Source organism: Stutzerimonas marianensis, from assembly GCF_022810315.1.
GTDB classification, from domain to species: Bacteria; Pseudomonadota; Gammaproteobacteria; order Pseudomonadales; family Pseudomonadaceae; genus Stutzerimonas; species Stutzerimonas marianensis.
The window spans coordinates 87,034-109,349 of sequence record NZ_JALGRD010000005.1 but is presented as its reverse complement, the minus strand read 5'-3'; the positions used below and the strand labels follow the sequence as shown (position 1 = coordinate 109,349).

At 63.1% G+C, this 22,316-nt stretch carries 22 protein-coding genes; 13 read left to right on the top strand and 9 right to left on the bottom strand.

The features are described 5' to 3' along the window. Positions 1-2: 2 nt before the first annotated feature. Positions 3-218, bottom strand: a complete 216-nt coding sequence (locus MST27_RS10230; protein WP_243605863.1) for a hypothetical protein — start codon at positions 216-218, stop codon at positions 3-5. Between the two features lie 326 nt (positions 219-544). On the opposite strand from MST27_RS10230, the gene MST27_RS10225 reads away from it, so the two are divergent. The 3 genes from MST27_RS10225 (at position 545) to MST27_RS10215 (ending at position 6,415) form a co-directional block, all read left to right on the top strand. Further along, the gene (locus MST27_RS10225; protein ID WP_243605862.1) at positions 545-1,417 is read left to right on the top strand and encodes a BrxR family helix-turn-helix transcriptional regulator; all 873 of its coding nucleotides are present in this window, start codon (positions 545-547) and stop codon (positions 1,415-1,417) included. Between the two features lie 109 nt (positions 1,418-1,526). After that, positions 1,527-2,762, top strand: coding sequence for an exonuclease SbcCD subunit D C-terminal domain-containing protein (locus MST27_RS10220; protein ID WP_243605861.1), 1,236 nt, complete (start codon positions 1,527-1,529; stop codon positions 2,760-2,762). Then, on the top strand, positions 2,759-6,415 hold the full coding sequence (locus tag MST27_RS10215; protein ID WP_243605860.1) for an AAA family ATPase: 3,657 nt from the start codon (positions 2,759-2,761) through the stop codon (positions 6,413-6,415). The genes MST27_RS10220 and MST27_RS10215 overlap by 4 nt, the downstream gene beginning before the upstream one ends. 592 nt (positions 6,416-7,007) lie before the next feature. On the opposite strand, the gene MST27_RS10210 is transcribed toward MST27_RS10215, so the two are convergent. Further along, the gene (locus MST27_RS10210) at positions 7,008-7,619 is read right to left on the bottom strand and encodes a superoxide dismutase (protein WP_243605859.1); all 612 of its coding nucleotides are present in this window, start codon (positions 7,617-7,619) and stop codon (positions 7,008-7,010) included. 1 nt (position 7,620) lies between these two features. Beyond that, a complete protein-coding gene (locus MST27_RS10205; protein ID WP_243605858.1) occupies positions 7,621-8,079 on the bottom strand; it encodes a tetratricopeptide repeat protein in 459 nt (152 codons plus the stop codon). A 417-nt stretch (positions 8,080-8,496) separates the two neighbouring features. Here MST27_RS10205 and MST27_RS10200 point away from each other — a divergent pair, with 417 nt between their 5' ends. Further along, the gene (locus tag MST27_RS10200; RefSeq protein WP_243605857.1) at positions 8,497-9,258 is read left to right on the top strand and encodes a phytanoyl-CoA dioxygenase family protein; all 762 of its coding nucleotides are present in this window, start codon (positions 8,497-8,499) and stop codon (positions 9,256-9,258) included. A 77-nt stretch (positions 9,259-9,335) separates the two neighbouring features. Further along, on the top strand, positions 9,336-9,785 hold the full coding sequence (gene cynS, locus MST27_RS10195) for a cyanase (protein WP_243605856.1): 450 nt from the start codon (positions 9,336-9,338) through the stop codon (positions 9,783-9,785). Here the strand turns inward: cynS and MST27_RS10190 are convergent, their stop codons facing one another. Continuing rightward, positions 9,786-10,337: an ankyrin repeat domain-containing protein gene (locus MST27_RS10190; protein WP_243605855.1), complete on the bottom strand. Its 552-nt coding sequence runs from the start codon at positions 10,335-10,337 to the stop codon at positions 9,786-9,788. A gap of 80 nt (positions 10,338-10,417) precedes the next feature. Then, entirely contained in the window at positions 10,418-11,956 is a 1,539-nt protein-coding gene (locus tag MST27_RS10185; RefSeq protein ID WP_243605854.1) for a catalase, read from the bottom strand. 298 nt (positions 11,957-12,254) lie between these two features. Here MST27_RS10185 and codB point away from each other — a divergent pair, with 298 nt between their 5' ends. Then, a complete protein-coding gene (gene codB, locus MST27_RS10180) occupies positions 12,255-13,529 on the top strand; it encodes a cytosine permease (protein WP_243605853.1) in 1,275 nt (424 codons plus the stop codon). Here codB and MST27_RS10175 read toward each other — a convergent pair whose 3' ends face one another. Beyond that, the gene (locus MST27_RS10175) at positions 13,530-14,210 is read right to left on the bottom strand and encodes a c-type cytochrome (protein ID WP_243605852.1); all 681 of its coding nucleotides are present in this window, start codon (positions 14,208-14,210) and stop codon (positions 13,530-13,532) included. 250 nt (positions 14,211-14,460) lie between these two features. On the opposite strand from MST27_RS10175, the gene MST27_RS10170 reads away from it, so the two are divergent. Next, positions 14,461-14,943, top strand: coding sequence for an acyl-CoA thioesterase (locus MST27_RS10170; RefSeq protein ID WP_243605851.1), 483 nt, complete (start codon positions 14,461-14,463; stop codon positions 14,941-14,943). A gap of 92 nt (positions 14,944-15,035) precedes the next feature. Then, positions 15,036-15,374, top strand: coding sequence for a zinc ribbon domain-containing protein YjdM (locus MST27_RS10165; RefSeq protein ID WP_243605850.1), 339 nt, complete (start codon positions 15,036-15,038; stop codon positions 15,372-15,374). 147 nt (positions 15,375-15,521) lie between these two features. Here the strand turns inward: MST27_RS10165 and speA are convergent, their stop codons facing one another. From speA to thiO, 3 genes are all read right to left on the bottom strand, one after another. Next, complete coding sequence (speA, locus tag MST27_RS10160; protein WP_243605849.1) at positions 15,522-17,435, bottom strand: arginine decarboxylase; 1,914 nt, start codon at positions 17,433-17,435, stop codon at positions 15,522-15,524. Between the two features lie 116 nt (positions 17,436-17,551). Next, positions 17,552-17,923 (bottom strand): translation initiation factor Sui1, encoded by a 372-nt coding sequence (locus tag MST27_RS10155; protein WP_243605848.1) that lies wholly within the window; start codon positions 17,921-17,923, stop codon positions 17,552-17,554. Between the two features lie 122 nt (positions 17,924-18,045). After that, on the bottom strand, positions 18,046-19,140 hold the full coding sequence (gene thiO, locus MST27_RS10150; protein WP_243605847.1) for a glycine oxidase ThiO: 1,095 nt from the start codon (positions 19,138-19,140) through the stop codon (positions 18,046-18,048). 106 nt (positions 19,141-19,246) lie between these two features. Here thiO and MST27_RS10145 point away from each other — a divergent pair, with 106 nt between their 5' ends. The 5 genes from MST27_RS10145 (at position 19,247) to MST27_RS10125 (ending at position 22,304) form a co-directional block, all read left to right on the top strand. Beyond that, positions 19,247-19,756 carry a GspH/FimT family pseudopilin gene (locus MST27_RS10145; RefSeq protein ID WP_243605846.1) on the top strand — a complete coding sequence of 170 codons (510 nt, stop codon included), beginning with the start codon at positions 19,247-19,249 and terminating at the stop codon, positions 19,754-19,756. Positions 19,757-19,835: 79 nt separating this feature from the next. Next, positions 19,836-20,408, top strand: a complete 573-nt coding sequence (locus MST27_RS10140) for a GspH/FimT family pseudopilin (protein ID WP_243605845.1) — start codon at positions 19,836-19,838, stop codon at positions 20,406-20,408. 8 nt (positions 20,409-20,416) lie between these two features. Beyond that, complete coding sequence (gene pilV, locus MST27_RS10135; protein ID WP_243605844.1) at positions 20,417-20,998, top strand: type IV pilus modification protein PilV; 582 nt, start codon at positions 20,417-20,419, stop codon at positions 20,996-20,998. Positions 20,999-21,006: 8 nt separating this feature from the next. Beyond that, on the top strand, positions 21,007-21,753 hold the full coding sequence (locus tag MST27_RS10130) for a PilW family protein (protein WP_243605843.1): 747 nt from the start codon (positions 21,007-21,009) through the stop codon (positions 21,751-21,753). After that, on the top strand, positions 21,750-22,304 hold the full coding sequence (locus MST27_RS10125) for a pilus assembly PilX family protein (protein ID WP_243605842.1): 555 nt from the start codon (positions 21,750-21,752) through the stop codon (positions 22,302-22,304). Before MST27_RS10130 ends, MST27_RS10125 begins: the two co-directional genes overlap by 4 nt. The last annotated feature ends 12 nt before the right edge of the window (positions 22,305-22,316 follow it).

The following is a 22,316-nucleotide window of genomic DNA, read 5'->3' as shown; positions in this document are numbered from 1 at the left end:
GATTACTGCGGGCGGGCCAACTCGTTGCGCATGTCTTCCAGGATGGTCTCTACCAGCAGGCCGTTTTGCACCTGGCGCCCCGATACCATGCGAATGGCCTCGGTGCCATTGATCGGGTAGCCGACTCGTACGACCAGATAGCCGTCGGCCTGTGGCTCGACACGGGTTTTGTAATCAGGCGGGAAATTGTCGGCGAGATGACGGGAAAGGGTTTTCATGGGTATCTCTGGCGCTTGGCTTGGTACAAAGACCCTGCAACCCGCTGGGAGATTCCCGCCACTCGTCGGATGACTATACCCCCGACACCAAATCGTCATCTGACGGACGCCTGTATCAGTTGCCTCCGTTCATGCCATAGGCCAGCCAGGCCAGAACGGCCATGGCCGCCACAGCGGTAGTGGAAATCAGCAGTGCATTCAGCATCAGGCCCATGGTGCCTCCTCGTTCCGCTCGCTTGAAGTACGCCCCGAATATATGTAGCTTCGCGCGACACGTCGAGCGACCCGATAGTCGCATGTAAAGTTTTCCAGCAGACGAGGCCCCCATGAAACGCAAGCAATCGATCAGCCAGATCCGCTGGGACCTGGCGCTGCGCTACCGCCTGATCGAAACCATCGCCTGGTGGGAAGGCCGCCTGACCACGGGCCACCTGATGCAGAGCTTTGGCATCAGCCGGCAGCAGGCCTCGAAGGACATCAACACCTACCTCAACGAGCATGCGCCGAAAAACCTTACATATGACCGTCATTTGAAGGGCTACAGGCCAAGCAAACAGTTCGAACCGCTGTTCATCGACGGCAGCGCCAGCGCCTACCTCCACCTGTTGAACCAGAACCGCGACCGCGCCCCGCACATTGAGGGCCTGGCCGTGGCCTACGCGCATACCGAAGTGCTGCGCGTACCGGACCGCAGCATCCGCCCCGAGGTTCTGCGGCCGATCCTCAAGGCTTGCCGCGAAGGGCTGCGGCTGGAAACGGAGTATGTCTCCCTCGCCCACCCGGAAGTGGAAATCCGCGTGATGACACCGCACACCCTCGTCTTCACCGGCATGCGCTGGCACGTACGCGCCTATTGCGAGAAGAACCGCGGCTATCGCGATTTCGTCCTCAGTCGCTTCCGGGGCGAGCCGGACCTGATGGACGAGAGCGACAACACCCAGGCGGACGACGAGGCCTGGAACACACCGGTGGATGTGATCATCGAACCGGACGTGCGTTTGAATCCTGAACAGAAGGCAATCATCGAAACCGACTACGGCATGCAGAACGGCGAACTCCGGGTCGCCACCCGCGGTGCTTTGGTGCAATACGTGCTCCAGCGGTATCAGATCGATCCGAACACCGTGCTGGCCAATGCGGCGGCGCAGCAGATCCAGGTGAGAAATCTGCAGGGGTTAAAAGCTTGGCTTTACGCGTGACGCCCCCCCGGCGCCCCCCTCCCCTGTAGGGGCGAATTTATTCGCCCGCCTTCTGCCGTTTGCGCCACGCTGCGGTGAATTCCAACCGAACGCCCAAAAGACTCCTCGTATGCGCCTGATCCACACCTCCGACTGGCACCTCGGCCAGACCCTCCACGGCCAGGACCGCGATTACGAACATGCGCAGTTCCTTGCCTGGCTGCTGGACCAGCTCGTCCAGCATCGACCGGACGCCCTGCTCATCGCCGGCGATATCTTCGACACCGTCAACCCCCCGCTCAAAGCGCAGGAACGCCTGTACGACTTCATCGTTCGCACCCACGAAGCGCTGCCGCAGCTGGACATCGTCATGATCGCCGGCAACCACGATTCCGGCGGACGCATCGAGCTGCCGGGGCCGCTGATGAGGCGACTCAACGCCCATGCCATCGGCCGCATCAGCTGGATCGCCGAAAACCAGCTCGACCACGAGCGCCTGCTGGTGCCGCTGCACGACGCGAGGGGCCAGGTAGCGGGTTGGTGCCTGGCCCTACCCTTCCTGCGGCCAGCGGAAGTGACCGGCGGCGAGGCGGGCGAGGATTACATGGCCGGCATCCGCCATGTCCATCGGCACCTGATCGCCGCCGCCGAAGCCTGCCGGCAGCCAGGGCAGGCACTGATCGCCATGAGCCACGCACACATGGCCGGCGGTGCGGTGTCGGAAGATTCCGAGCGCAACATCGTCATCGGCAATGCCGAGGCGCTGCCGGCCAGCCTGTTCCCCGAACCCATCGCCTACGTTGCCCTCGGCCACCTGCACAAGCCGCAGAAAGTCGCCGGGCAGGAACGCATCCGCTACAGCGGCTCGCCTATGCCGCTCTCGTTTGGCGAGATCAACTACCCGCATCAGGTGTTGCTGGTGAGCTTCGAGGGCGACCGGCTCGACACCGTCCAAGCGCTGCCCGTGCCCCGCGCCGTGGAGATGATCCGCATCGGCCGCGCGCCGCTGCCGGAGGTGATCGGCGAGCTCGAAGCCCTTCCGCCGGTGGGCCTGTTCGCCGAACACCTGCCCTGGCTGGAAGTGCGCGTGCAGCTCGACGAACCCTTGCCGGACCTGCGCCAGCGCATCGAGGCCGCCATCATCGGCAAGGCCTGCCGGCTGGTGCGCATCGCCAGCGAATACCGGGGCGCACGAGGCGAGGCCGAATCCGACGTGCTGGTCGGCCTCGATCAGATCACCCCGCAGGAACTCTTTGCCCGCGCCTGGGAAGAGCAGTTCGGCAACCCGCCCGACGAACAGGCGCTGGATGACTTCGCCAGCCTGCTGCAGAACGTCGAGCTAGGCGGCGAAGGAGACACCAAATGAAGATCCTCGCCATCCGCCTGAAAAACCTCGCCTCGCTCGCCGGTGAACAGGTCATCGACTTCACTGCCGAACCCTTGGCCAGCGCAGGCCTGTTCGCCATCACCGGGCCTACAGGTGCCGGCAAAAGCACCCTCCTCGACGCCCTGTGCCTGGCCCTGTTCGGCAGCACGCCGCGGCTTGACGGCGCCTCGCTGCTGAGCAAGGTGCCGGACGGCAAAGACGAGATCGGCAGTGGCGACGAGCGCAATCTGCTGCGACGCGGCTGCGCCAGCGGCTATGCCGAGGTGGACTTCGTCGGTGTCGACGGCCACCGCTACCGTGCGCGCTGGGAGGTCAAGCGCGCACGCGAAAAGGTCGACGGTCGCCTGCAGGCGAGCAGCCAGAGCCTGCTGGACCTGGATCGCGAGCAGTTGCTCGCCAGTGGCAAGAAGCGTGAATTCAAGGAGCTGCTCGAAGCCAAGCTCGGCCTGACCCTGCCCCAGTTCACCCGTGCGGTCCTGCTGGCACAGAGCGAATTCTCGGCATTCCTCAAGGCTGACGACAATGACCGCGGCACCCTGCTGGAAAAGCTCACCGACACCGGGCTCTACAGCCGCCTGGGGCAGGCCGCCTTCGAAGCGGCCAAGGGCGCCCGCGAAACCCTCGCCAACCTGCAACAACAGGCCGGCGGCCTGGAGCCGCTGGATGCCGAAGCGCGCCAGGCGCTGGAGGCAGAGCACCAGCGGCAACAGGCCGAGCTCAAGGCCCTGCAACAGCAGCTCGAGCAACTCAAGGCGCAGCGCCAGTGGCTGCAAGACCTTGCCCGCCTGCAGGCCGAACGCGACAGCGCCCGGGAACACCTCGCCGCCACCGAACAGGAACGGGACGACCTTGCCGACGCCCGACGCATTCTCGAGCTGTTCGAGCAGTTGGCGCCGCAGCGCCATCGTTTCGTCCGCGCCCGCGAACTGCCGCCGCTGCAGGAGAAGATCGAGCAGACCCTCGCCCGCCACCAACGCGAGCACAGCGCCGTCGAACAACGGCTCGCGGTGCTCACGCAGCAATGCCAGGCCGCCACCGAAGCATTGCGGGCCGCCGAACAGGCGCTGAAGGCCGCCGCGCCCGCGCTGGCCAATGCCCGCCGCGAGGAAGAACGCCTCGCGCACCTGAGCACCGACCTGCGCGAGGCCCACGACCAGGCCGAACAGGCGGACGCCGCACGAAAGGCCGGCGAGCAGCAGTTGGTCCAATTGCACGAACGCCAGGAACACACCGCGGCGCAACTGGCCGCGCTCGCCGAACCGCTCGCCGCGAGCGCCGCGCTGCAGCCGCTTTGCGCTGCCTGGAACGGCTACCGTCCGCGGTTGCAGCAGGCCGTGCAGATTGCCGCCCGCCTGCACCAGGGCCAGCAGGAGCTGCCCGCGCTGGAGGCGACCGCGCGCAGTGCCGAAACAGCCCAGACCGAGGCGCGCCAGGCGCTCGACACGCTGCAGTCGCAGATTGGCGGCGAGACCGGAATCAGCGAGCAACTGGCGCAGCTGACGGCCCGCCTCGACACCGCTCGCCAAACCGAGCGCGACCTCGACGACCTGCAAACGCTCTGGTCGCGCCAACAGCAACTCGACGCCCGCCGGCAAAGCCTGCAGGCCGAGCACGACCGCGATCAAAGCGCGCTCGCGGCGCTGACCGAAGCCGGCAAACTGGCTCGCGCCGAGCGTGACGACGCCGAGAAGGCGCTCAAGGTCGTACAAGGCGTGCTCGACCGCCAGCGCCTGGCCCGCAGCGCCAATGTCGAAGCCCTGCGCGCCGCGCTCATACCGGGCGAACCCTGCAGCGTCTGCGGCAGCACCGAACATCCCTGGCACGATGGCGAGGCGCTGCTCGCCGCGCTGGACGACCACGACGAACACGAACTGGCACAGGCGCAGCAGCAGCTCAAGGCACAGGATGAACGGCTCCAGACCCTGCGCGACCAGCACACCGCGCTTTCGACCGGCCTGAAGCAGAATGAGCGCCAGCGTGCGGAGCTCGACGAAGAACGGGCATCGCTCGCCCCACGCCTCGCCGCCCTGCCCGCCTACGCCAAACTCCTCGAGCAGGCCGAAGCCACCCGTGACGCCTGGCTCGACGCGCAGGTGTCGGCACTCAAGGCCGAAATAGCGCAGGACGGCACGCGGCAACGCGAGCTGCTCGGCCTGCAGCAACGCGCCGAAGCGCTGCTCAATGCCTGGCAACAGGCGCGCGACACCTGCACCCAGGCCACCCAGGCACTGGCCGCCCAGCGCGACGCCATGGCCCGTGACGGGGCGCGGATCGACGAAGAACTCGCGGCGTTCGCCGACCTGGTCCCCGCCACTCTGCTCGCCGGCTGGCGTGACCGGCCCGCAGACAGCTTCATGACGCTGGATGCGCAGGTCGAGGCGCGCCGCCAGCAGCTCGAACAACACAGCCTTCGCCTCGACGAGCAACAGCAGCGGGAAGCGGCGCTCGAGCGCGAACAACTCCAACAGCGGCACCGCCACGACCAGCATCAGGCGTGCGCCAGCCGCCTTGCCGAACTCCAGGCGCGCGAACAGACCTGCCGCCAGAGTCTGCGTGACAGCCTGGGCGAGCAATCCAGCGCCAGCGCCTGGCAGCAGCAGCTCGACAGCGCCGTCCAGGCCGCGCGGCAACAGCAGGCCGAGGTCGACCGGCAACTCAACGAGGCAAAGGTCGAACTGACCCGCCTTGCCGGCGAGCAGCAGAACTGCAGCGGGCGGCGCGACGAGCTCCTGGCCGAGCGCGGCACGCTGGCGGACGAACTCACCGCCTGGCGCGCCGCGCATCCGGACATCGACGATGCCACGCTGGAACAGCTGCTGCAGCTGGACGATGCCCTGCTCACCGAAGCACGCGAGCGCCTGCGCGCCAACACCGAACAGCTCACCCGCTGCCGTGAACGGCTGGATGGCTGCGAGCAGCGACTCGCCACGCACCAGGCGAGCCAACCCGACGTCCCGGACGCCGAGACGCTGAACCTGCAGTTGACCGCCGCACAGGCCGACTGCGACAGCGCCGAGCAGCGCAGCACCGAAATCCGCGCCGCGCTACTGGACGATGACCGTCGCCGCAGTGGGAGCCAGGCGCTGCGCCAGCAGATCGACCAGGCCACGGCTGAAAGCCAGCGCTGGGGTCGCATTGCCGCGCTGATCGGCTCGAGCGATGGCGGTGCCTTCCGCAAGATTGCCCAGGCCTACAACCTCGACCTCCTGGTGCAGCATGCCAACGTGCAACTGCGCCAGTTGGCCCGGCGTTACCGGCTCAAACGCGGCGGCAGCCCGCTGGGGCTTTTGGTGATGGACACGGAGATGGGCGACGAGCTGCGCTCGGTGCACTCGCTCTCCGGCGGCGAGACCTTCCTCGTCTCGCTGGCCCTGGCGCTGGGTCTGGCCTCGATGGCGTCGAGCAAGCTGAAGATCGAGTCGCTGCTCATTGACGAAGGTTTCGGCAGCCTCGACCCCGAGTCGCTGCAGATCGCCATGGACGCGCTGGATTCGCTGCAGGCCCAGGGGCGCAAGGTCGCGGTGATTTCGCACGTCGCCGAAATGCACGAGCGCATCCCGGTGCAAATCCAGGTGCAACGCCAGGGCAACGGCCAGAGCGGCTTGAGGATCGTTGGCACGGGCGGGCTTTGACGCCTTGCAGGCGTTACATGAATTACGAGATGGCGTGAAAGCTACCTAGATAGCCGGGCGAATAAATTCGCCCCTACGGAGCAGACTGCAATGCCTCAACGCCTGGTCATGCAGGGGCGTCGCGATGGATAGATACTTGCCGTCAGCTCATGGCGGCCTGGTAGCGCCGCTGCACGTCGGGCCAGTAGCCGGGCAAATAAATTCGCCCCTACGGAGCAGACGGCAATGCCTCAACGCCTGGTCATGCAGGGGCGTCGCGATGGATAGATACTTGCCGTCAGCTCATGGCGGCCTGGTAGCGCCGCTGCACGTCGGGCCAGTAGCCGGGCAAATAAATTCGCCCCTACGGAGCAGACGNACCTAGATAGCCGGGCGAATAAATTCGCCCCTACGGAGCAGACTGCAATGCCTCAACGCCTGGTCATGCAGGGGCGTCGCGATGGATAGATACTTGCCGTCAGCTCATGGCGGCCTGGTAGCGCCGCTGCACGTCGGGCCAGTAGCCGGGCAAATAAATTCGCCCCTACGGAGCAGACGGCAATGCCTCAACGCCTGGTCATGCAGGGGCGTCGCGATGGATAGATACTTGCCGTCAGCTCATGGCGGCCTGGTAGCGCCGCTGCACGTCCGGCCAGTTGATCACCTGATAGAAGGCGTTGATGTATTCCGGTCGGCGGTTCTGGTAGCGCAGGTAGTAGGCGTGTTCCCAGACGTCCAATCCGAGAATCGGCGTGTTGGCGTTCATCAGCGGGCTGTCCTGGTTACCGGTGTGCTCGACCACCAGTTTCTTCTCCGGGGTGACGCTCAGCCAGGCCCAGCCACTGCCGAAGCGCGACACCGCGGCTTTGGTGAAGGCCTCCTTGAACTGTTCGAACCCGCCGAGCTGCTCGTCGATCGCCTTGGCGAGTTCGCCTTCCGGCATGCCGCCACCGTCGACCGCCATGACTGTCCAGAACAGGCTGTGGTTGGCATGCCCACCGCCCTGATTGATCACAGCCGCCCGTTTTTCAGCCGGTAGCTCCTGGACCATCGTCAGCAAGCGCTCGACCGGGATTTCAGCCCACTCGGTGCCCTCGAGCGCCGCATTGAGGTTGTTGATGTAGGTCTGGTGATGCTTGGTGTGGTGAATCTCCATCGTCTGGGCGTCGATGTGAGGTTCCAGCGCGTCGTAGGCGTAGGGAAGATCAGGAAGGGTATGTGGCATGTCAGTGAACTCCTTGGTGAGAGACTTCATGCAGAAGCGCCTGGCGCGCACGCGCCGCAGGCGGGTGGACGCTGCGCTTGAGCAGGCGGCGGATACGTGCCGTCTCGCCATGCGCGGTGGTGAAGTGCAGCAGCTCGAGGTAACTGTGGCGGCTGTGACGCAGGCAGGCCTGGCGCAGCTCGGGCTTGAGCCGGGGGTCGACGAGGCAGCGCAGGAGCTGTTCATGGATGGCGCAGAGGTATTCGGCGCTCTCCTCCGGTTGTTTCAGCCGCAGGTGCACGTCGGCCAGGTTGTGGTGGGAAATCACGTAGGCGGCGACCGCTTCGTCGGCGTCGCGCCAGCGTTCGAACAGCACCTGGCTGAGCGCCAGGGCTTGCAGGTAGTGCTCCCGGGCATCGATGTATTCGCCGCGGCCGAAATACCGATTGGCCAGTTCGATGGTCCGCTTCCAGTGTTCCACGGGGTGACTCCTTGAAGCCCAGGGCTTCGGCGGATGGAAGGTGCACAGCAGACGAGACGGCCGGACAGCGGCGCCTCGTTAATGAGTTTAATTATCATTTGAGCGACACACGGGCAAGCATCTTCCACGCGGCGGCGACGAACGTGTCCGGTACAGTCGCTCGAACAGGCGACCGAGCGGCCGCGAAGTGGAAATAAGGTGACGCGATGCGGACGCCAGCGGGTCCACCGATGAATCGCGAACCCGCCGGTCGTCGCTTGTGGCCACGTCGTCGAGGTTCGCGCAGAGAGGAGAGTTGCCAGCGCACCGCTTGTGGCCGCGCGCCCGCCCACGCCGAACGCTTCGTCGCGAGCGCGGGCAGAATACGAACCCAAGCTTTCAGCGAGCTGTCGACCGAGCAGGTAACGGAGGCCATTCATGAACCCATCCGGCACGCTCGCTCGCCAACTCGAGGCCATGCATCGCGATGGCTTCGTGCTGCTGCGCCAGGTCCTGAGGCCATCGCCTATCGAGGCGGTGCGCGCGGCCATCGACCGGCTCGAACCCATTCACTGGGACTACCAGGGCCTGGTCGATGACCATTACAAGTGCGTGTTCAACCGGGGCCCGTTCTGGCTACCGCTGCTGGACCTGCCCGGCGTGATCGAACTGGTCGAGGCCTGTCTCGGCGACGATTGCCATGTCATCGGCCAGACGGCCTGGCGCAGCCATCCTGGCTTCGTCGGCGGCGAGCTCCATGCGGACTACCTGGCCCTGGAGCTGCCCGAACAGTGGCTGGCGGACGGGTCCTTCCAGCTGCCGATGCAGGTCTGCACCGCGCACCTGTACCTGGACGACATCGACACCGACCTCTGCCCGACGCTGGTGATCCCCGGCAGCCACCGCGCCGGGCGCAAGCCGCAGCCGGGCGAAACCCAGTGGCAGGGCCGAGAACCGGTACCGGTCCTGTGCGAGGCTGGCGACGTGCTGGTGTTTCGCAGCGACCTCTGGCACGCCGGCAGCCGCAACCGCACCGTCGATCGCCGCCGCTACCTGCTGCAGATGCACTACGGCCGTCGGATGGTCGCGCAGAAGTTCTCGCCCTACCTGCACTGGCAGTTCAACTCTGCCGTCATCGCCGCCGCCACGCCGCGCCAGCGCCGCCTGCTTGGCGAACACGAGGCGTCGGAGTACGACTGACCCTGGCACATCCTCTGCATCGGGAACAGCTACCCCGCCGCGCGCGGCGTGCTCATCCCACTCAAAGAGGAACTGCCATGATTACCTGCCGCAGCCAAGTCACCGAGATGATCCTGTCCTGTAAAGTCCGCAAGGGCCTGAAATGGCGCCAGGTGGCCGAGGCGATCGGCATGTCCAAGGAATGGACCACCGCCGGCTGCCTGGGCCAGATGGCCTTCGACAAGACCCAGGCGGAAACCCTCGGCAAGCTGTTCGAACTGTCGGACGAGGCCATCGCCTGGCTGCAGATCGTGCCCTATAAAGGGTCGCTGCCAACCGCCGTGCCCACCGATCCGCTGATCTACCGCTGGTACGAACTGGTCAACGTCTACGGCAGCACCATCAAGGAGCTGATCCACGAGGAATTCGGCGACGGCATCATGAGCGCCATCGATTTCTCGATGGACATCCAGCGCGAAGCGGACCCCAAGGGCGACCGCGTCAAGGTGGTGATGTCGGGCAAGTTCCTGCCTTACAAGAGCTACTGATCAGCGGGTGCGGATTTCGCCACGCGCCAACGTCTCGACCCGATTGCCCAGCGGGTCGCTGGCCTCGAGATCCGCGCCACGTTCGCGTAGCGCCTCGAGCAGGGCGCCGCGCTGGAAGAGCGCCGCGTACATGGCCGGGGTCTGGCCGGCGTTGTTGCGCGCGTCGGGGTCGCATTCGGTAGCCAGCAGGCGCTTGGCGATGCCCAGCTCGCCCTTGAAGATGGCGCCCATCAGCGCCGTGTTGCCACGTTTGTCCTTGGCGCAGGCGTCGGCACCGGCGGCGAGCAGACGCTCCACGGTGTCCGCGTTGCCGTTGTACGCCGCCAGGATCAACGCGGTGTATCCCTTGTCGTCAGCGGTGTTCAGGTCGTAACCGGCCTGGATGAATTCGTCGAGTATTTCGTTATCGCCATAGCGCGCAGCGTTGAAGAAATAGTCACGCAGCTGGCTCTGGACCTGCTCGGTGTCGCTGGCAACGCCCGCGAGCTCCGCTTCGGCGTAGACCGGCCCGCCGCCGAGCAGCAAGGCAACCAGTAGGAAAAGGCGCTTCATGTTCTGCTCCTGAAAATAAGGTGACCCGAGCCACGCCCGGGTCGATGGGCCGCCGTGCGTGGCAGCGGCCCTTTGCTTCGTCAATCCTGCAGCTTGGCCGCCAGTGCCTTGACCCGGTCAAGATCGGACTTGGCCACCTTGGTCAGCCCTGCACCGTACTCGGCATCGGCCTTGTAGAAGAACGACAGCAGGTGATAGCGCGCTGCCTCATCCGCCTTGGCCAGTTCGCCGCCCAGGGTGTTGATCAGGTCTGTCTGCTCCTTCTTGCTGAACGAGCGATACAGATCGCCGGCCTGCTTGAAGTTCTGCTGACGCTGGATCGGCGCCTGCTGGGTGGTCCCGCTCAGCGGCAGCTTGGAGTAGACGGCGCGTGGCGTTTCCTCACGGTTCTCGCGGCGGCTCGGCTGGTAGTTGACGCTGGTGGTGGTGTGGCCGGCGTTCAGCTGGCCGTCCTGGTTACCGTTGTTGACCGGCACCTTCGGGCGGTTGATCGGCAGGCTCATGCCATTGGCACCGACGCGATACATCTGGGTGTCGGCGTAGGAGAACAGACGGCCCTGCAGCAGGCGGTCCTCGGACGGCTCGATGCCCGGCACCAGGTTGGCCGGCGCCATGGCGACCTGCTCGGTTTCCTGGAAGATGTTGTCCGGGTTTTTGTTCAGCACCATCTGGCCGATTTTGCGCTCGGGCACGTCAGGCCAGATCTTGGTGGCGTCCAGTGGATCGAAGTCGAACTTGGCCAGGTCCTCCGGCTTGAGCACCTGGATCATCAGGTCCCACTTGGGGTAATCGCCGTTGTCGATGGCGGTGATCAGGTCGCGGGACAGGTGGCTGTAGTCCTTGCCCTGCATCGCCTCGTTCTCTTTCGGGTCGAGGTTCTTCAGGCCCTGCAGGCTCTTCCAGCGGAACTTCACATAGTGGGTTTCGCCCTGCTCGTTGACGAACTTGTAGGCATGCACACCGTTGCCATCCATCATCCGATAGCTGGCCGGGGTGCCCTGGTTGGAATACAGCAGGGTCAGGGTGCGGGTGGCTTCCGGGTGGTGCGAGAGGAAGTCGAAGCGGCGGCTGTCGTCATCCAGGTTGGTGCGCGGGTCCGGCTTGAAGGAGTGGACCATGTCCGGGAACTTGATCGCGTCGCGGATGAAGAATGTCGGGAAGTTGTTGCCGACGAGGTCCCAGTTGCCATCGGCCGTATAGAACTTGGTGGCGAAACCGCGCGGGTCGCGCAGGGTTTCCGGCGAGTGCAGGCCGTGTACCACGGTGGAGAAACGCACGAAGACCGGTGTGGTGCTGCCCTTCTCGAAGACCTTGGCCAGGGTCAGGTCGGAGATGTCCTCGGTGGCGGTGAATTCGCCGTGGGCACCGGTGCCACGCGCGTGCACGACGCGCTCGGGCACGCGCTCGCGACCGAAGCGTTGCAGCTTCTGCAGCAGTTGCACGTCCTGCAGCAGGGTCGGGCCGTTGGCGCCGGCGGTCTGGGAGTTCTGGTTGTTGCCGACCGGCGCGCCATTGTCGCGTGTCAGCGGAGCGGCATGGGCCGACAAGGTCAGCAGGCTGGCGGAAAGCACGCCAAACAGCGTGCGGGCAGGCAGGGAGCCTGACAGGTAACGGGTCATCTACACGTCCTCTTCTCGTTTTTTTGATGCGTCCGGAGCGCGACGGGAAGACTAGAAGGCGCGGCTGCTGCGCCCCAATTGAATAAGCGAAGCGGCCTGATAGACAGATTCAGTTGCCTGGACGCGCCGGATGGTCCAGCTCGAGCGCAGTGCCATGCCGGTGCGTCATGCGCCCGGCTGCCCTCATCCTGGGCAGCGGATGGGGCGTCGGCTTCTACCGTGACCGCTATAAACGGGGCGCGACGCGCTGGCACGCGCCCTGCACGATCGGGCCAGGCCAACCAGAGGAGGAGCCGCCATGCGCCGCAGAGATCACGACTACCCGCTGAGCGAAGTGCCGGCAGGCTCGCGCAAGGGGCTCGCCTCGACCGCGATCCTGCTGTTTGGCTTCACCTTCTTCACCGCCACCATGTTTGCCGGCGGCAAGATCGGCCTGGCGTTCGACTTCAAGACCATGATCTGGGCGGCGGTGATCGGTAACCTGCTGCTCGGCCTCTATGCCGGCGTGCTCGGCGTCATTGCCTGCCGCACCGGGCTGAACGCGGTGCTGCTCGGGCGCTTCTGCTTTGGCGAGCTGGGCAGCAAGCTTTCCGACTTCCTGCTCGGTTTTACCCAGATCGGCTGGTACGCCTGGGGCACCGCGACCATCGCCATCGTGCTGGTGAAACTGCTGGAATTGCCGCAGAGCCTGACGATGCCGCTAATGGTGGTGTTCGGCTTCGGCTTCTGCCTGACGGCTTTCATTGGCTACCGCGGGCTGGACCTGCTCTCGCGCGTCGCGGTGCCGGCCATGCTGGTACTGCTGATCGCCTCGCTATGGATCGCCACACGCGATGTCGGCGGCCTGGCGCCTCTGCTGGCGGTCCAGCCAAGTGAAAGCATGAGCCTGGCGATGGCAATCACGCTCATCTTCGGCACCTTCGTCAGCGGCGCGACTCAGGCGACCAACTGGACGCGCTTTGCCAGCAGTTCGAAGGTCGCGATGCTGGCCAGCCTGATCGGCTTTTTCGTCGGCAACGGCCTGATGATCGTCGCCGGCGCCTACGGAGCCATCGTCTACCAGCAACCGGACATCGTCGAAGTACTGGTATTGCAGGGACTGTCCATGGCCGCGGTGGTGATGCTCTTTCTCAACCTCTGGACGACTCAGGACAACACCATCTACAACTTCGCCGCGGCCGGCTGCAACCTGCTGCGCACCCGCCATCGTCGCCTGGTCACGTTGGCAGGCGCCTTCATCGGGACCCTGCTCGCGCTGGGTGGCATGTACGAGATGCTGATTCCGTTCCTGATCCTGCTCGGTTCGATCATCCCGCCGATCGGCGGCGTGATCATGGCGGACTACTTCTACGTGCGCCGCGGCCAGTACCCCACGCTTGCGCAGGCGAACCTGCCGAAGTTCAACGGGCTAGGCCTGGCGGCCTACGCGGCGGGCGCGACGTGCGCCTACCTCTCACCGTGGATCGCACCGATCGTCGGCATCGTCGTGGCTGGCGGCGTGCATGTCCTGCTGCATGCAGCGCTGCGGCTGGCGCCCGCAAAAGATATCGCTGCCAGCGGCCCGGAAGCCTGATCAGCGAACCGCAGCGCCGATCAGCTCGGCGCTGGCCCTGCGCTCCTGCGCCGCGCTCAGGCGAAGCTGGCTCAGGTAGGCTGCGAGCGCCTCGACTTCAGGCTCCGAGAGCTTGCCGGCGATATTGATCATCACCGAGCCTGCACGGCTCGGGTCGTTGTTGCGAAAGCGCGTCAACGCCTTGCGGATGTATTCGCGCGGCTGACCGGCGAGCCTCGGCATGGTCTCCATGCCCTGCGCGTGGTCGCCGTGGCAGCCGACGCAGGTGGTCTTGAACACAGTCGCACCCTGCTGCACCAGCTCCGGCTCGACGGTATCTTCGTGCGGCTGCACCTTCTGTTGGCTGAAGTACACCGCAATGTTCACGCGATCTTCAAGTGTGAGGCTTTTCGCGAGGTTGGACATCACGTAGTCGACACGCTCGCCCTTGGCGAACTTTTCGAACGAATGGAAAAGGTAAATGGGATTCTGCGAGGCGAGATTGGGAATATGCGCGCGCTTGCTGTTGCCGTTCTCGCCGTGGCAATAGCCGCAGAACAGCGCCCGCTCGCGACCGGCCGCATAGGCCTGCTCCCGGCGCCCTGCATCTTCCATCAGGTAGTTGAATCGCTCCATCGCATCTTCGTTGGCATGAACGACTGAGGTCAGGCAGCAGAACAAGGCGAACACAGCGACGCGCATGGGCATTTCCGAACGATCCTGATGACGGGCACAGGCGCGAATATAGGGAGAAAAAATTCGTCGATACTGGCTCAGGTCAATGAATTGCCAGACAAACCCGATGCGATGCGCATCCTTTGAAACATCTGCGCGCTATTGACGCATTGACCGAGCAAGAAAAAACTGAAGCAAGAAGCGAAATAGACGCACACAACCGCGTCATATTCGACTAAAGTAGCGGCCCTTTTTGCCAGCACGAGCCGCGCGCAACATGTTAGATGCCCATGCCGAACTGACCATGACCGTACTCATGACGCCGGACAAGGCCAATTTTTCCGGCAATGTACACGGCGGCACGCTGCTCAAGTACCTCGACGAAGTGGCCTACGCCTGCGCCAGCCGATACGCCGGCCAGTACGTCGTCACCCTCTCGGTCGACCAGGTGAATTTCCGCCAGCCGATCCACGTCGGTGAGCTGGTCACCTTCCTCGCCTCGGTCAACTACACCGGCAACACCTCTATGGAGATCGGCATCAAGGTCATCACCGAAGACATTCGCCAGAAGACCGTTCGCCACACCAACAGCTGCTTCTTCACCATGGTCGCCATGGGCGAGGATGGGCGCCCGACCACTGTCCCGACCCTGCAGCCGCAGACCCCGGACCAGAAGCGGCGCTTCGCCCAGGCCCAGCAGCGCCGGCAGATTCGCCGCGAGCTGGAAGAACGCTACCGCGCGATCAAGGACGACTACTGATCCGCTTTCGCCACGGAGCCGTACACGGCCGGCTCCGCACGCCACGCTAAAACCCTATACAATCCGCGGCTTTTCCAAGCCGAGGCCCTGCCGTGACCCTCCCCGCCTGCCCCAACTGCCGATCCGAATACACCTACGAAGACGGTCTGATGCTGGTCTGCCCCGAATGCGCCCACGAATGGTCGGCCAGTGCCGCCGAGGCGTCGGCTGACGATGCCGCTGTCATCAAGGATTCGGTCGGCAATACCCTGCAGGACGGCGACACCATCACCGTGATCAAGGACCTCAAGGTCAAGGGTACTTCGCTGGTGGTCAAAGTCGGCACCAAGGTGAAGAACATTCGCCTGGTCGAGGGCGACCACGACATCGACTGCAAGATCGACGGCATCGGTGCGATGAAGCTCAAGTCCGAGTTCGTCCGCAAGGTATGACGCAGGAGCCAACCTGGCTCCCACTGTGACGATCGAGACGAACCATCATCTGCGGCTCGTGCCCGACTGCTTGCTTTAGCGGCGCCGGTAGATGCTTGGCGACGAGGCCGCCAGCGAGAAGGCGGCCTCCGGCGTCAAGCCTATCTCTCAGGGCGTCAGATACGACGAGCGCGTCAAGCCGAGGCGCAGCGCATCGATATATTGGGTGCGCTCCTTGGCACTCAGCCGCGCACTCGAGACCTTGTCCCGGTAATAGGTCATCAGCTCCTCCGGCGACAGGTGCACGTAGCGCAGCATGTCCTCGATGGTGTCGTGCGTCTCGATGCCGGCGTGATAGAAGCTGCCATCCTCACGCTGATAGACGTTCACCGAGTCGGTGTCACCGAACAGGTTGTGCATGTCACCCAGGATCTCCTGGTAGGCACCGACCAGGAACACACCGAGGAAGTATTCCTCGCCCGCCTGGATCTCGTGCACCGGCATGCTGTTCTCGATGCTTTGCTCGTCGACGTAGTGCTTGATCTTGCCGTCCGAGTCGCAGGTCAGGTCCTGCAGCACGGCGCGGCGCACCGGTTCCTCGGTCAAGCGTTGCAGCGGCACGATCGGCAGGATCTGGTCGATTGCCCAGGTGTCCGGCAGGCTCTGGAATACCGAGAAATTGCAGATGTACTTGTCGGCCAGTTTGTCGTTGAGCTCGTCGAGCACTGCGCGGTGAGAACGCTGGCGCGCCTTGAGCTGGTTGTACAGGCGGCGGCAAATGGCGAAGTAGCTCTGCTCGGCCAAGGCCTTTTGCGCCAGACTCAGCTTGCCCGAGGCGTACTGGGCGGCCGCCTCGCTCATGTAGTGGGTAGCGCGCCAGTAGGTTTCGGTGACCATCTCCGGGTCGGTCGGGCCAAGCAGGTCGGCCAGCGACTGGACGATGTCCGGCAATTCGTCGTAGTTGTCGATCTCCGGCGCCTGGTCATTGTGCCGCTCGAAGTCGGTCACCTGCATCACCAGCACCGCGTGATGGGCGGTCATCGCCCGGCCGCTCTCGGAAAAGATGTGCGGGTGCGGCAGCTCCTGGCGGTCACAGAATTCCTTGAGCATGCCGACCACGGTACCCGCGTATTCGTCGATGTCGTAATTGATCGAACTGGCGTTGCGCGAGTGGGTGCCGTCGTAATCCACGCCGAGGCCACCGCCGACATCGATATGGTCGACCGGCAGCCCAAGCGCCCGCAGCTCGGCGTAGTAGCGGATCGCCTCACGGAAACCGTCGCGGTAGTCCGCAAGATTCGCGATCTGCGACCCCATGTGGAAATGCAGCAGGCGTACACCCTGATCCACGCCCGCGGCGCGGAACCGGTCGATGACCGTGAGCAGCTGCGCGGCGGACAGGCCGAACTTGGACTTCTCGCCGCCGGTGTCGGCCCACTTGCTCGACGCCAGGGACGACAGCCGAACCCGCAGTCCGACCTGCGGGACGATCTTTAGCTCCGCCGCCTCTTCGATCACCAGGCCCACTTCCGACATCTTCTCGATGACGATGAAGACGTTATGACCGAGCTTCTGCCCCATCAGCGCCAGGCGAATGAATTCGCGGTCCTTGTAGCCGTTGCAGACGATGGTGCCGCCCTTGGGCGCCAGCGCCAGCACGGCCATCAGTTCCGGCTTGGAACCGGCCTCCAGACCAATGGCGACGTTCTGCGTGGCAATGATGTTCTCCACCACTGCCTCCTGCTGATTGACCTTGATCGGGTACAGCGCGGTGTACTTGCTCTGGTACTCGAGGCGCTCGATGTTGGCATCGAACGCACCGGTGAGCCGGCGAACCCGGTCCTGCAGAATGTCCGGGAAGCGCACCAGCAGCGGTAGCGTGAGGCCCGCATCGCGCAACTGCTCGATCAACCCGGTGAACTCGATGGCGTTTCCATTCGGGCCCTGAGGGCGCACCTCGACGTGCCCGTCGTCGCTGATCGAAAAGTAGCCGGCGCCCCAGTGGCGAATGCCGTAAACGCTGCGGCTGTCGGCCGCGGTCCACTGGCTGCCATCGTCTTTACGTGTGCGTCGTACGGGCATCTAGGCCTCCTGATAAGGAATGAATCCGCTGCGGACGCAACGGTAAGGCTGTTCGGGTTGGACCGCTGGTGAGCGTAGAAATAAGCGCAAGGTGTCGTATTCGAGGCCGAAGCGGGTCAGCCGCCTGACTTCTTGGCCCGAAAACCGCGTTTGGTCAGTTCGTCGATCAGCAGTTGAACATGATCGCCCTGAATTTCGATGACACCCTCCTTGAGCGCGCCACCAGTGCCGCAGCGACGCTTGAGGGCGCTGGCCAGTTCCTTCAGCTCGGCGGCGGCCAGAGGCACGCCGGTGATGGTCGTCACCGTCTTGCCGCCTCTTCCCTTGCTTTCACGCCGGACCCGCGCGATGCCGTCACCTTCGGGCATCGTCGCCTGGCTGCAGATGCAGGCATCCTGCGGCTGACTGCAAGCCGGGCAGTGCCGCCCGGCATCGGTGGAAAAGACCAGCCCGCCAAGACCGGACAGGGAATTGATTTTCTTGGCCACGGAAAACCTCGAGAGAATCGGCGTCGCGCCAGCTGCTGCAAAGCCGAGCAATTTAACAGCAAACTCGGCTCATACGTAGGCCCGCCGCGTGCATTCGCTCGAGCCGGCAGACGCGGGCCGAATCAGAGCCGCCCGGCTGGCGCATAAGGCGCGGGATCGACGCAGGGCGAGCGCTGCAGCATCAGGTCCGCCAGCAACTGGCAGGACGCCGGCGCCAGGACGAGCCCGTTTCGGAAATGCCCGCAGTTGAGCCACAGCCCCTCGTGACCCGGCACCTGGCCTATATAAGGCACCCCGTCCGGCGACCCCGGGCGCAGACCAGCCCAATGCTTGACTACCTCGGCATCGGCCAGCCCCGGCAGCAGCTCGACGGCGGTCGCCTTGAGGCTTGCCAATGCATCCTCGGTGGGGGTCTTGTCGAAGCTCACGTCCTCCAGCGTGCTGCCGACGAGGATGTGCCCATCGCGCCGCGGAATCGCATAACGCCGCTTGGCCAGCACCATGCTTGGCAGGAAGCCTTCGGCACACTTGAACAGAATCATCTGGCCTTTCATTGGCTTCACCGGCAGCGCCAGACCCAACGTCGCGAGCAACTCGGCACTCCAGGCGCCGGCCGCCACCACGACCTGCTCGGCATGCATATCGCCCTGCGCTGTGCGCACGCCCACGACCCGACTCCCCTGCTGCAGGAAGCCCTCGACCGGGCACTGCTCGAGGAGCGTCACGTTCGGCAACTGCATCAACGCCCCCCGCAAGGCCTGCAGCAAACGCGGGTTGCGGACGTTGGCCACCCCTTGCATGAAAATGGCCCGGGAGAACCCTTCTCCCAGCGACGGCACGGCAGCCATGGCCTGCGCCATCGGCACGCGCCGTAACGGCCGCCCTTCGCGCTGGGCCCAGGCCAGCGCCTCGTCTTCGTCATCCAGGTCCAGCCAGTACAAGCCCGTTTCGTAGACCTGAGGATCGATCCCGGTCTGCTCGGCCAGCGCCCTGCCCAACTGCGGATAGAAATCCTGCGACCAGTGCGCCAGCGCCGTCACCGCCGGGCTGTAACGCCACGGATACAAAGGCGAAACGATACCGCCGCCAGCCCAGGAGGCTTCGCGTCCGGTCTGCCCCATCTCCAATATGATCACCTGTCGACCTACTTCGGCCAAACGCAACGCACTGAGAAGCCCGACGACCCCAGCGCCAACGACAACTGTTAAATGTCCCACAAATATCTCCTCAATGATTGAACCGAAGTTGACATCGCCGAGGCACGAGCTAGAAAGAAACGCGGCCTGGAAGGCCGCCATGTGAACGTGCAAAAGGAATCGCACTGTGAATATCACGAAAGAACAAGCTTTCAGCTTGGTCGAGCTTCTTTACTCTTTGCTCCTGCTAAGCATCCTGCTGGCAGTCGCAACCCCGAACCTCAAGCTATTGATCGAACGAAACCAGGAAGGAGCTCTTCGCGATTCGCTGATCGCGTTTCTTAACGAAGCCCGGTCGCATGCGATCACCCTACGAAGAAATGTTCGGCTTTGCGGCTCTAGTGATGGCCTGACCTGTGACGGTGATTGGCAGCGCTACTGGCTGATGATTACCACCGATAACGACCAGACAATCCAACTGCATCACCTTTCGGATACGGCGGACCTGTGCTGGCGCGGCGCGAGGGATAGTATCGAGTTTCACCCCAACGGGACCACCTTGTTGGGGAATGGCCGCTTCTCGCTTTGCCGAAGCGATGGCGTCGCATGGCAGCTTGTACTTAGCCGCCAAGGACGCCTCCGATTCGCCGGGGATGAAGGCGCTGGATGTTGCCCGACCGGTGATACCACAAGTTAGACCGATCGTCCGCAGACCAAAGACAAGCCGAACGACGGTGGGCACGATTCGATCCGCCAACAGTAGGAAGATAAGGGAAATGACAGGCGAAACAAAAAAGCCGTGGCTTAAAGCCAGATCATTCGCGCCTCGACAATCAGGCTTCTCCCTGATTGAGCTGCTGATCATTTTGGTTCTGCTGGCTATCTTTGCGGCAATCGCAATGCCCAATTTCCAGCGCCTGATCGCCAGCAACAGACTTGAGAGCGCTACCGATGAGCTTATTAGCCAACTCCAGTTTGCCCGTAGCGAAGCGGTGATTCGCAATCGCCTCGTAACGGTTGAAAACACGTCGGGGCAAAGCCAGCGCTGGGATCGCGGCTTGCGCATTTATACCGCTGGAGATTTCACAGCTAGCCGCGCTTATAGCTCCAGCACCGACACGCTTGTCCGTGAGCATGGTGGCCTTAACCAGCCGAACGTGACAGCCAGCGCTACTAGCGGCGCGGCGAGTTGGTTGTCCTTTAGACCGAACGGAACGCTCGCTGTCACCACTACCCAAACTATCGTCATTTGTGAAGATGGAGACACGGCACTCGCTCGATCCATAGAACTTCAAGCCAGTGGGCGCATAAGTAAATCAACCACTGCACCGACGACGTGCTCGCCGTGAGGACAAACATGTTCAAGCAAACAGACCAGCGCGGCTTCAGCATGATCGAAGTGCTAGTGGCAATTATCATAATCAGCATTGGAGTGCTGGGGCTCGTCGCAATGCAAGGCAAGACGATCCAGTACACCCAGGATGCGTCACAGCGAAACGTGGCGGCAATGCTTGCGAGCGACCTGATGGAACTTGTTCGTAGCAACCGAAACGCGGTATTCGCGCCGAGCGGAGAACTAAGCAACAATTCTAATTATTACAAGTCTTTGAACGAGTCCTTCCCTACCGCCGGCGTAGCAGCCTGCCGAACAGCATCTGGTTGCACCTCAGGGCAAATGGCCACTGACCATTTATTTCTCTGGACGCAGCAAGTTCGCAATAGCCTGCCAATAGATGACAATACCCTCGCAACTTATCTGATCTGCCGCGATAGCACCCCAGACACCGTCGCATGCGACAACCTCGGCTCGGCGATAAAGATCCGCACTGCATGGCTGAGTCGCAACTCGGACTGTCCCGCCAATACGCCCTGTGCTAACGCGGGCGCGGTCGATAGCGCGAATCGCCGGGAGTTTTATCAGATCAGCTTTGAGCCATGAGGATAATCATGAAAGTCTCACCATCACCACAGGCCGGCCTATCGATGGTTGAATTGCTGATAGCGATGGCAATCAGCAGCTTCCTGATATTGGGAATAACGCAAATATTTATTGATAACAAACGAAACTACGTTTATCAACAGAACCAATCAGCGAACCAGGAAACGGCTCGTTTCGCCCAGCTGATATTTGAACAACAACTCTACAAAGCCGGGTATCGACGACAACCTCAGGACGCTATGGTTGTGGCGTTTCCAGCCGCAACAGTTGCTGGCTGCGCAGCCTTCTCTGCTGGCGAAGTTATAAAGCCAACCAGCGATGGTCAGGGGGTCTGCTTTCGCTACCAGCGGGCCACAACCAACGAGCGGGACTGCCAAGGCAACATTATCTCTAGCAATGCGCCTATTACAATCAGAATGCAACGCGCTTCCACGGGCGATATCCAGTGCGCAGTCAACGGGGGCGCCGCCACCGCTCTTCTATCGGGTGTTAATCAGATTCAATTCCGCTATGGAGTCGACAATAATGCAGATCGGATTGCCGATGCATTTGTAGCCCATAACGAGGTCCCAGCGAGTTCGACGATAGTATCTGTCCGATTTGCAACGCTTGTCGAAAGCACTTCGACCCAAGTGGCGCTAGGTTCGGATGGCTACTATTTCCCGTTATCGAACACCACAGCCACTACGCCTGCTGACAAAAAACTTTACCTCTCGGCGCAAGGCACAACGACGCTAAGGAACATCGCGCCATGAACTATCCTCAGCCAAAATACCAGCGTGGCGCGACCCTCCTAGTTGCGCTAGTTTTGTTATTGGTCATTACCATACTGGCAATATCCAGTATTCGTGAGGCAGCGTTAGAAGAGCGCATCGTTGGCAACGTAAGGGACCAACAAGCTGCGTTCAATGGCGCTGAATCTGCGTTACGTGAAGCGGAGACTCGATTAGCTAACAGCTCGGGGCCGCCGGCTACTGCAACACCCTGCGCCGCAACGCTCTGCGTGCTCACTAGCCCACCCACCACTATCAGCTTTCTGGATTGGGGTTGGTGGCAATCCAATGCAATCACCTACCAAGGCGCCACATCGGATAACACCACACTAGGCGTTGCGTCCACCCCGCGCTGGCAAACAGCTTTTATCGGATTCGATCCAGCGGACAGCAACGGCACTGTCGAAGTGACGGATCCCGACCTTCGCAGTAAAGGTGTTGGCCCCTACTACTACCAAGTTAATGCGGCCTCTCAAGGCCGCTCGACACGGACGATGACTAGCCTGCAGTCCGTAACTGTACAGCGCTACTGAGTCGAGGAAAAG

Bases quoted from the DNA above. Each gene is read 5' to 3' on its own strand.
- MST27_RS10140 (WP_243605845.1), top strand. From the start codon at position 19,836: ATGACAGGCGAAACAAAAAAGCCGTGGCTTAAAGCCAGATCATTCGCG.
- MST27_RS10215 (WP_243605860.1), top strand. From the start codon at position 2,759: ATGAAGATCCTCGCCATCCGCCTGAAAAACCTCGCCTCGCTCGCCGGT.
- MST27_RS10170 (WP_243605851.1), top strand. From the start codon at position 14,461: ATGTTAGATGCCCATGCCGAACTGACCATGACCGTACTCATGACGCCG.
- MST27_RS10220 (WP_243605861.1), top strand. From the start codon at position 1,527: ATGCGCCTGATCCACACCTCCGACTGGCACCTCGGCCAGACCCTCCAC.
- MST27_RS10185 (WP_243605854.1), bottom strand. From the start codon at position 11,956: ATGACCCGTTACCTGTCAGGCTCCCTGCCTGCCCGCACGCTGTTTGGC.
- pilV (WP_243605844.1), top strand. From the start codon at position 20,417: ATGTTCAAGCAAACAGACCAGCGCGGCTTCAGCATGATCGAAGTGCTA.
- speA (WP_243605849.1), bottom strand. From the start codon at position 17,435: ATGCCCGTACGACGCACACGTAAAGACGATGGCAGCCAGTGGACCGCG.
- MST27_RS10230 (WP_243605863.1), bottom strand. From the start codon at position 218: ATGAAAACCCTTTCCCGTCATCTCGCCGACAATTTCCCGCCTGATTAC.
- MST27_RS10190 (WP_243605855.1), bottom strand. From the start codon at position 10,337: ATGAAGCGCCTTTTCCTACTGGTTGCCTTGCTGCTCGGCGGCGGGCCG.
- MST27_RS10200 (WP_243605857.1), top strand. From the start codon at position 8,497: ATGAACCCATCCGGCACGCTCGCTCGCCAACTCGAGGCCATGCATCGC.
- cynS (WP_243605856.1), top strand. From the start codon at position 9,336: ATGATTACCTGCCGCAGCCAAGTCACCGAGATGATCCTGTCCTGTAAA.
- MST27_RS10210 (WP_243605859.1), bottom strand. From the start codon at position 7,619: ATGCCACATACCCTTCCTGATCTTCCCTACGCCTACGACGCGCTGGAA.
- MST27_RS10130 (WP_243605843.1), top strand. From the start codon at position 21,007: ATGAAAGTCTCACCATCACCACAGGCCGGCCTATCGATGGTTGAATTG.
- codB (WP_243605853.1), top strand. From the start codon at position 12,255: ATGCGCCGCAGAGATCACGACTACCCGCTGAGCGAAGTGCCGGCAGGC.
- MST27_RS10125 (WP_243605842.1), top strand. From the start codon at position 21,750: ATGAACTATCCTCAGCCAAAATACCAGCGTGGCGCGACCCTCCTAGTT.
- MST27_RS10225 (WP_243605862.1), top strand. From the start codon at position 545: ATGAAACGCAAGCAATCGATCAGCCAGATCCGCTGGGACCTGGCGCTG.
- MST27_RS10175 (WP_243605852.1), bottom strand. From the start codon at position 14,210: ATGCGCGTCGCTGTGTTCGCCTTGTTCTGCTGCCTGACCTCAGTCGTT.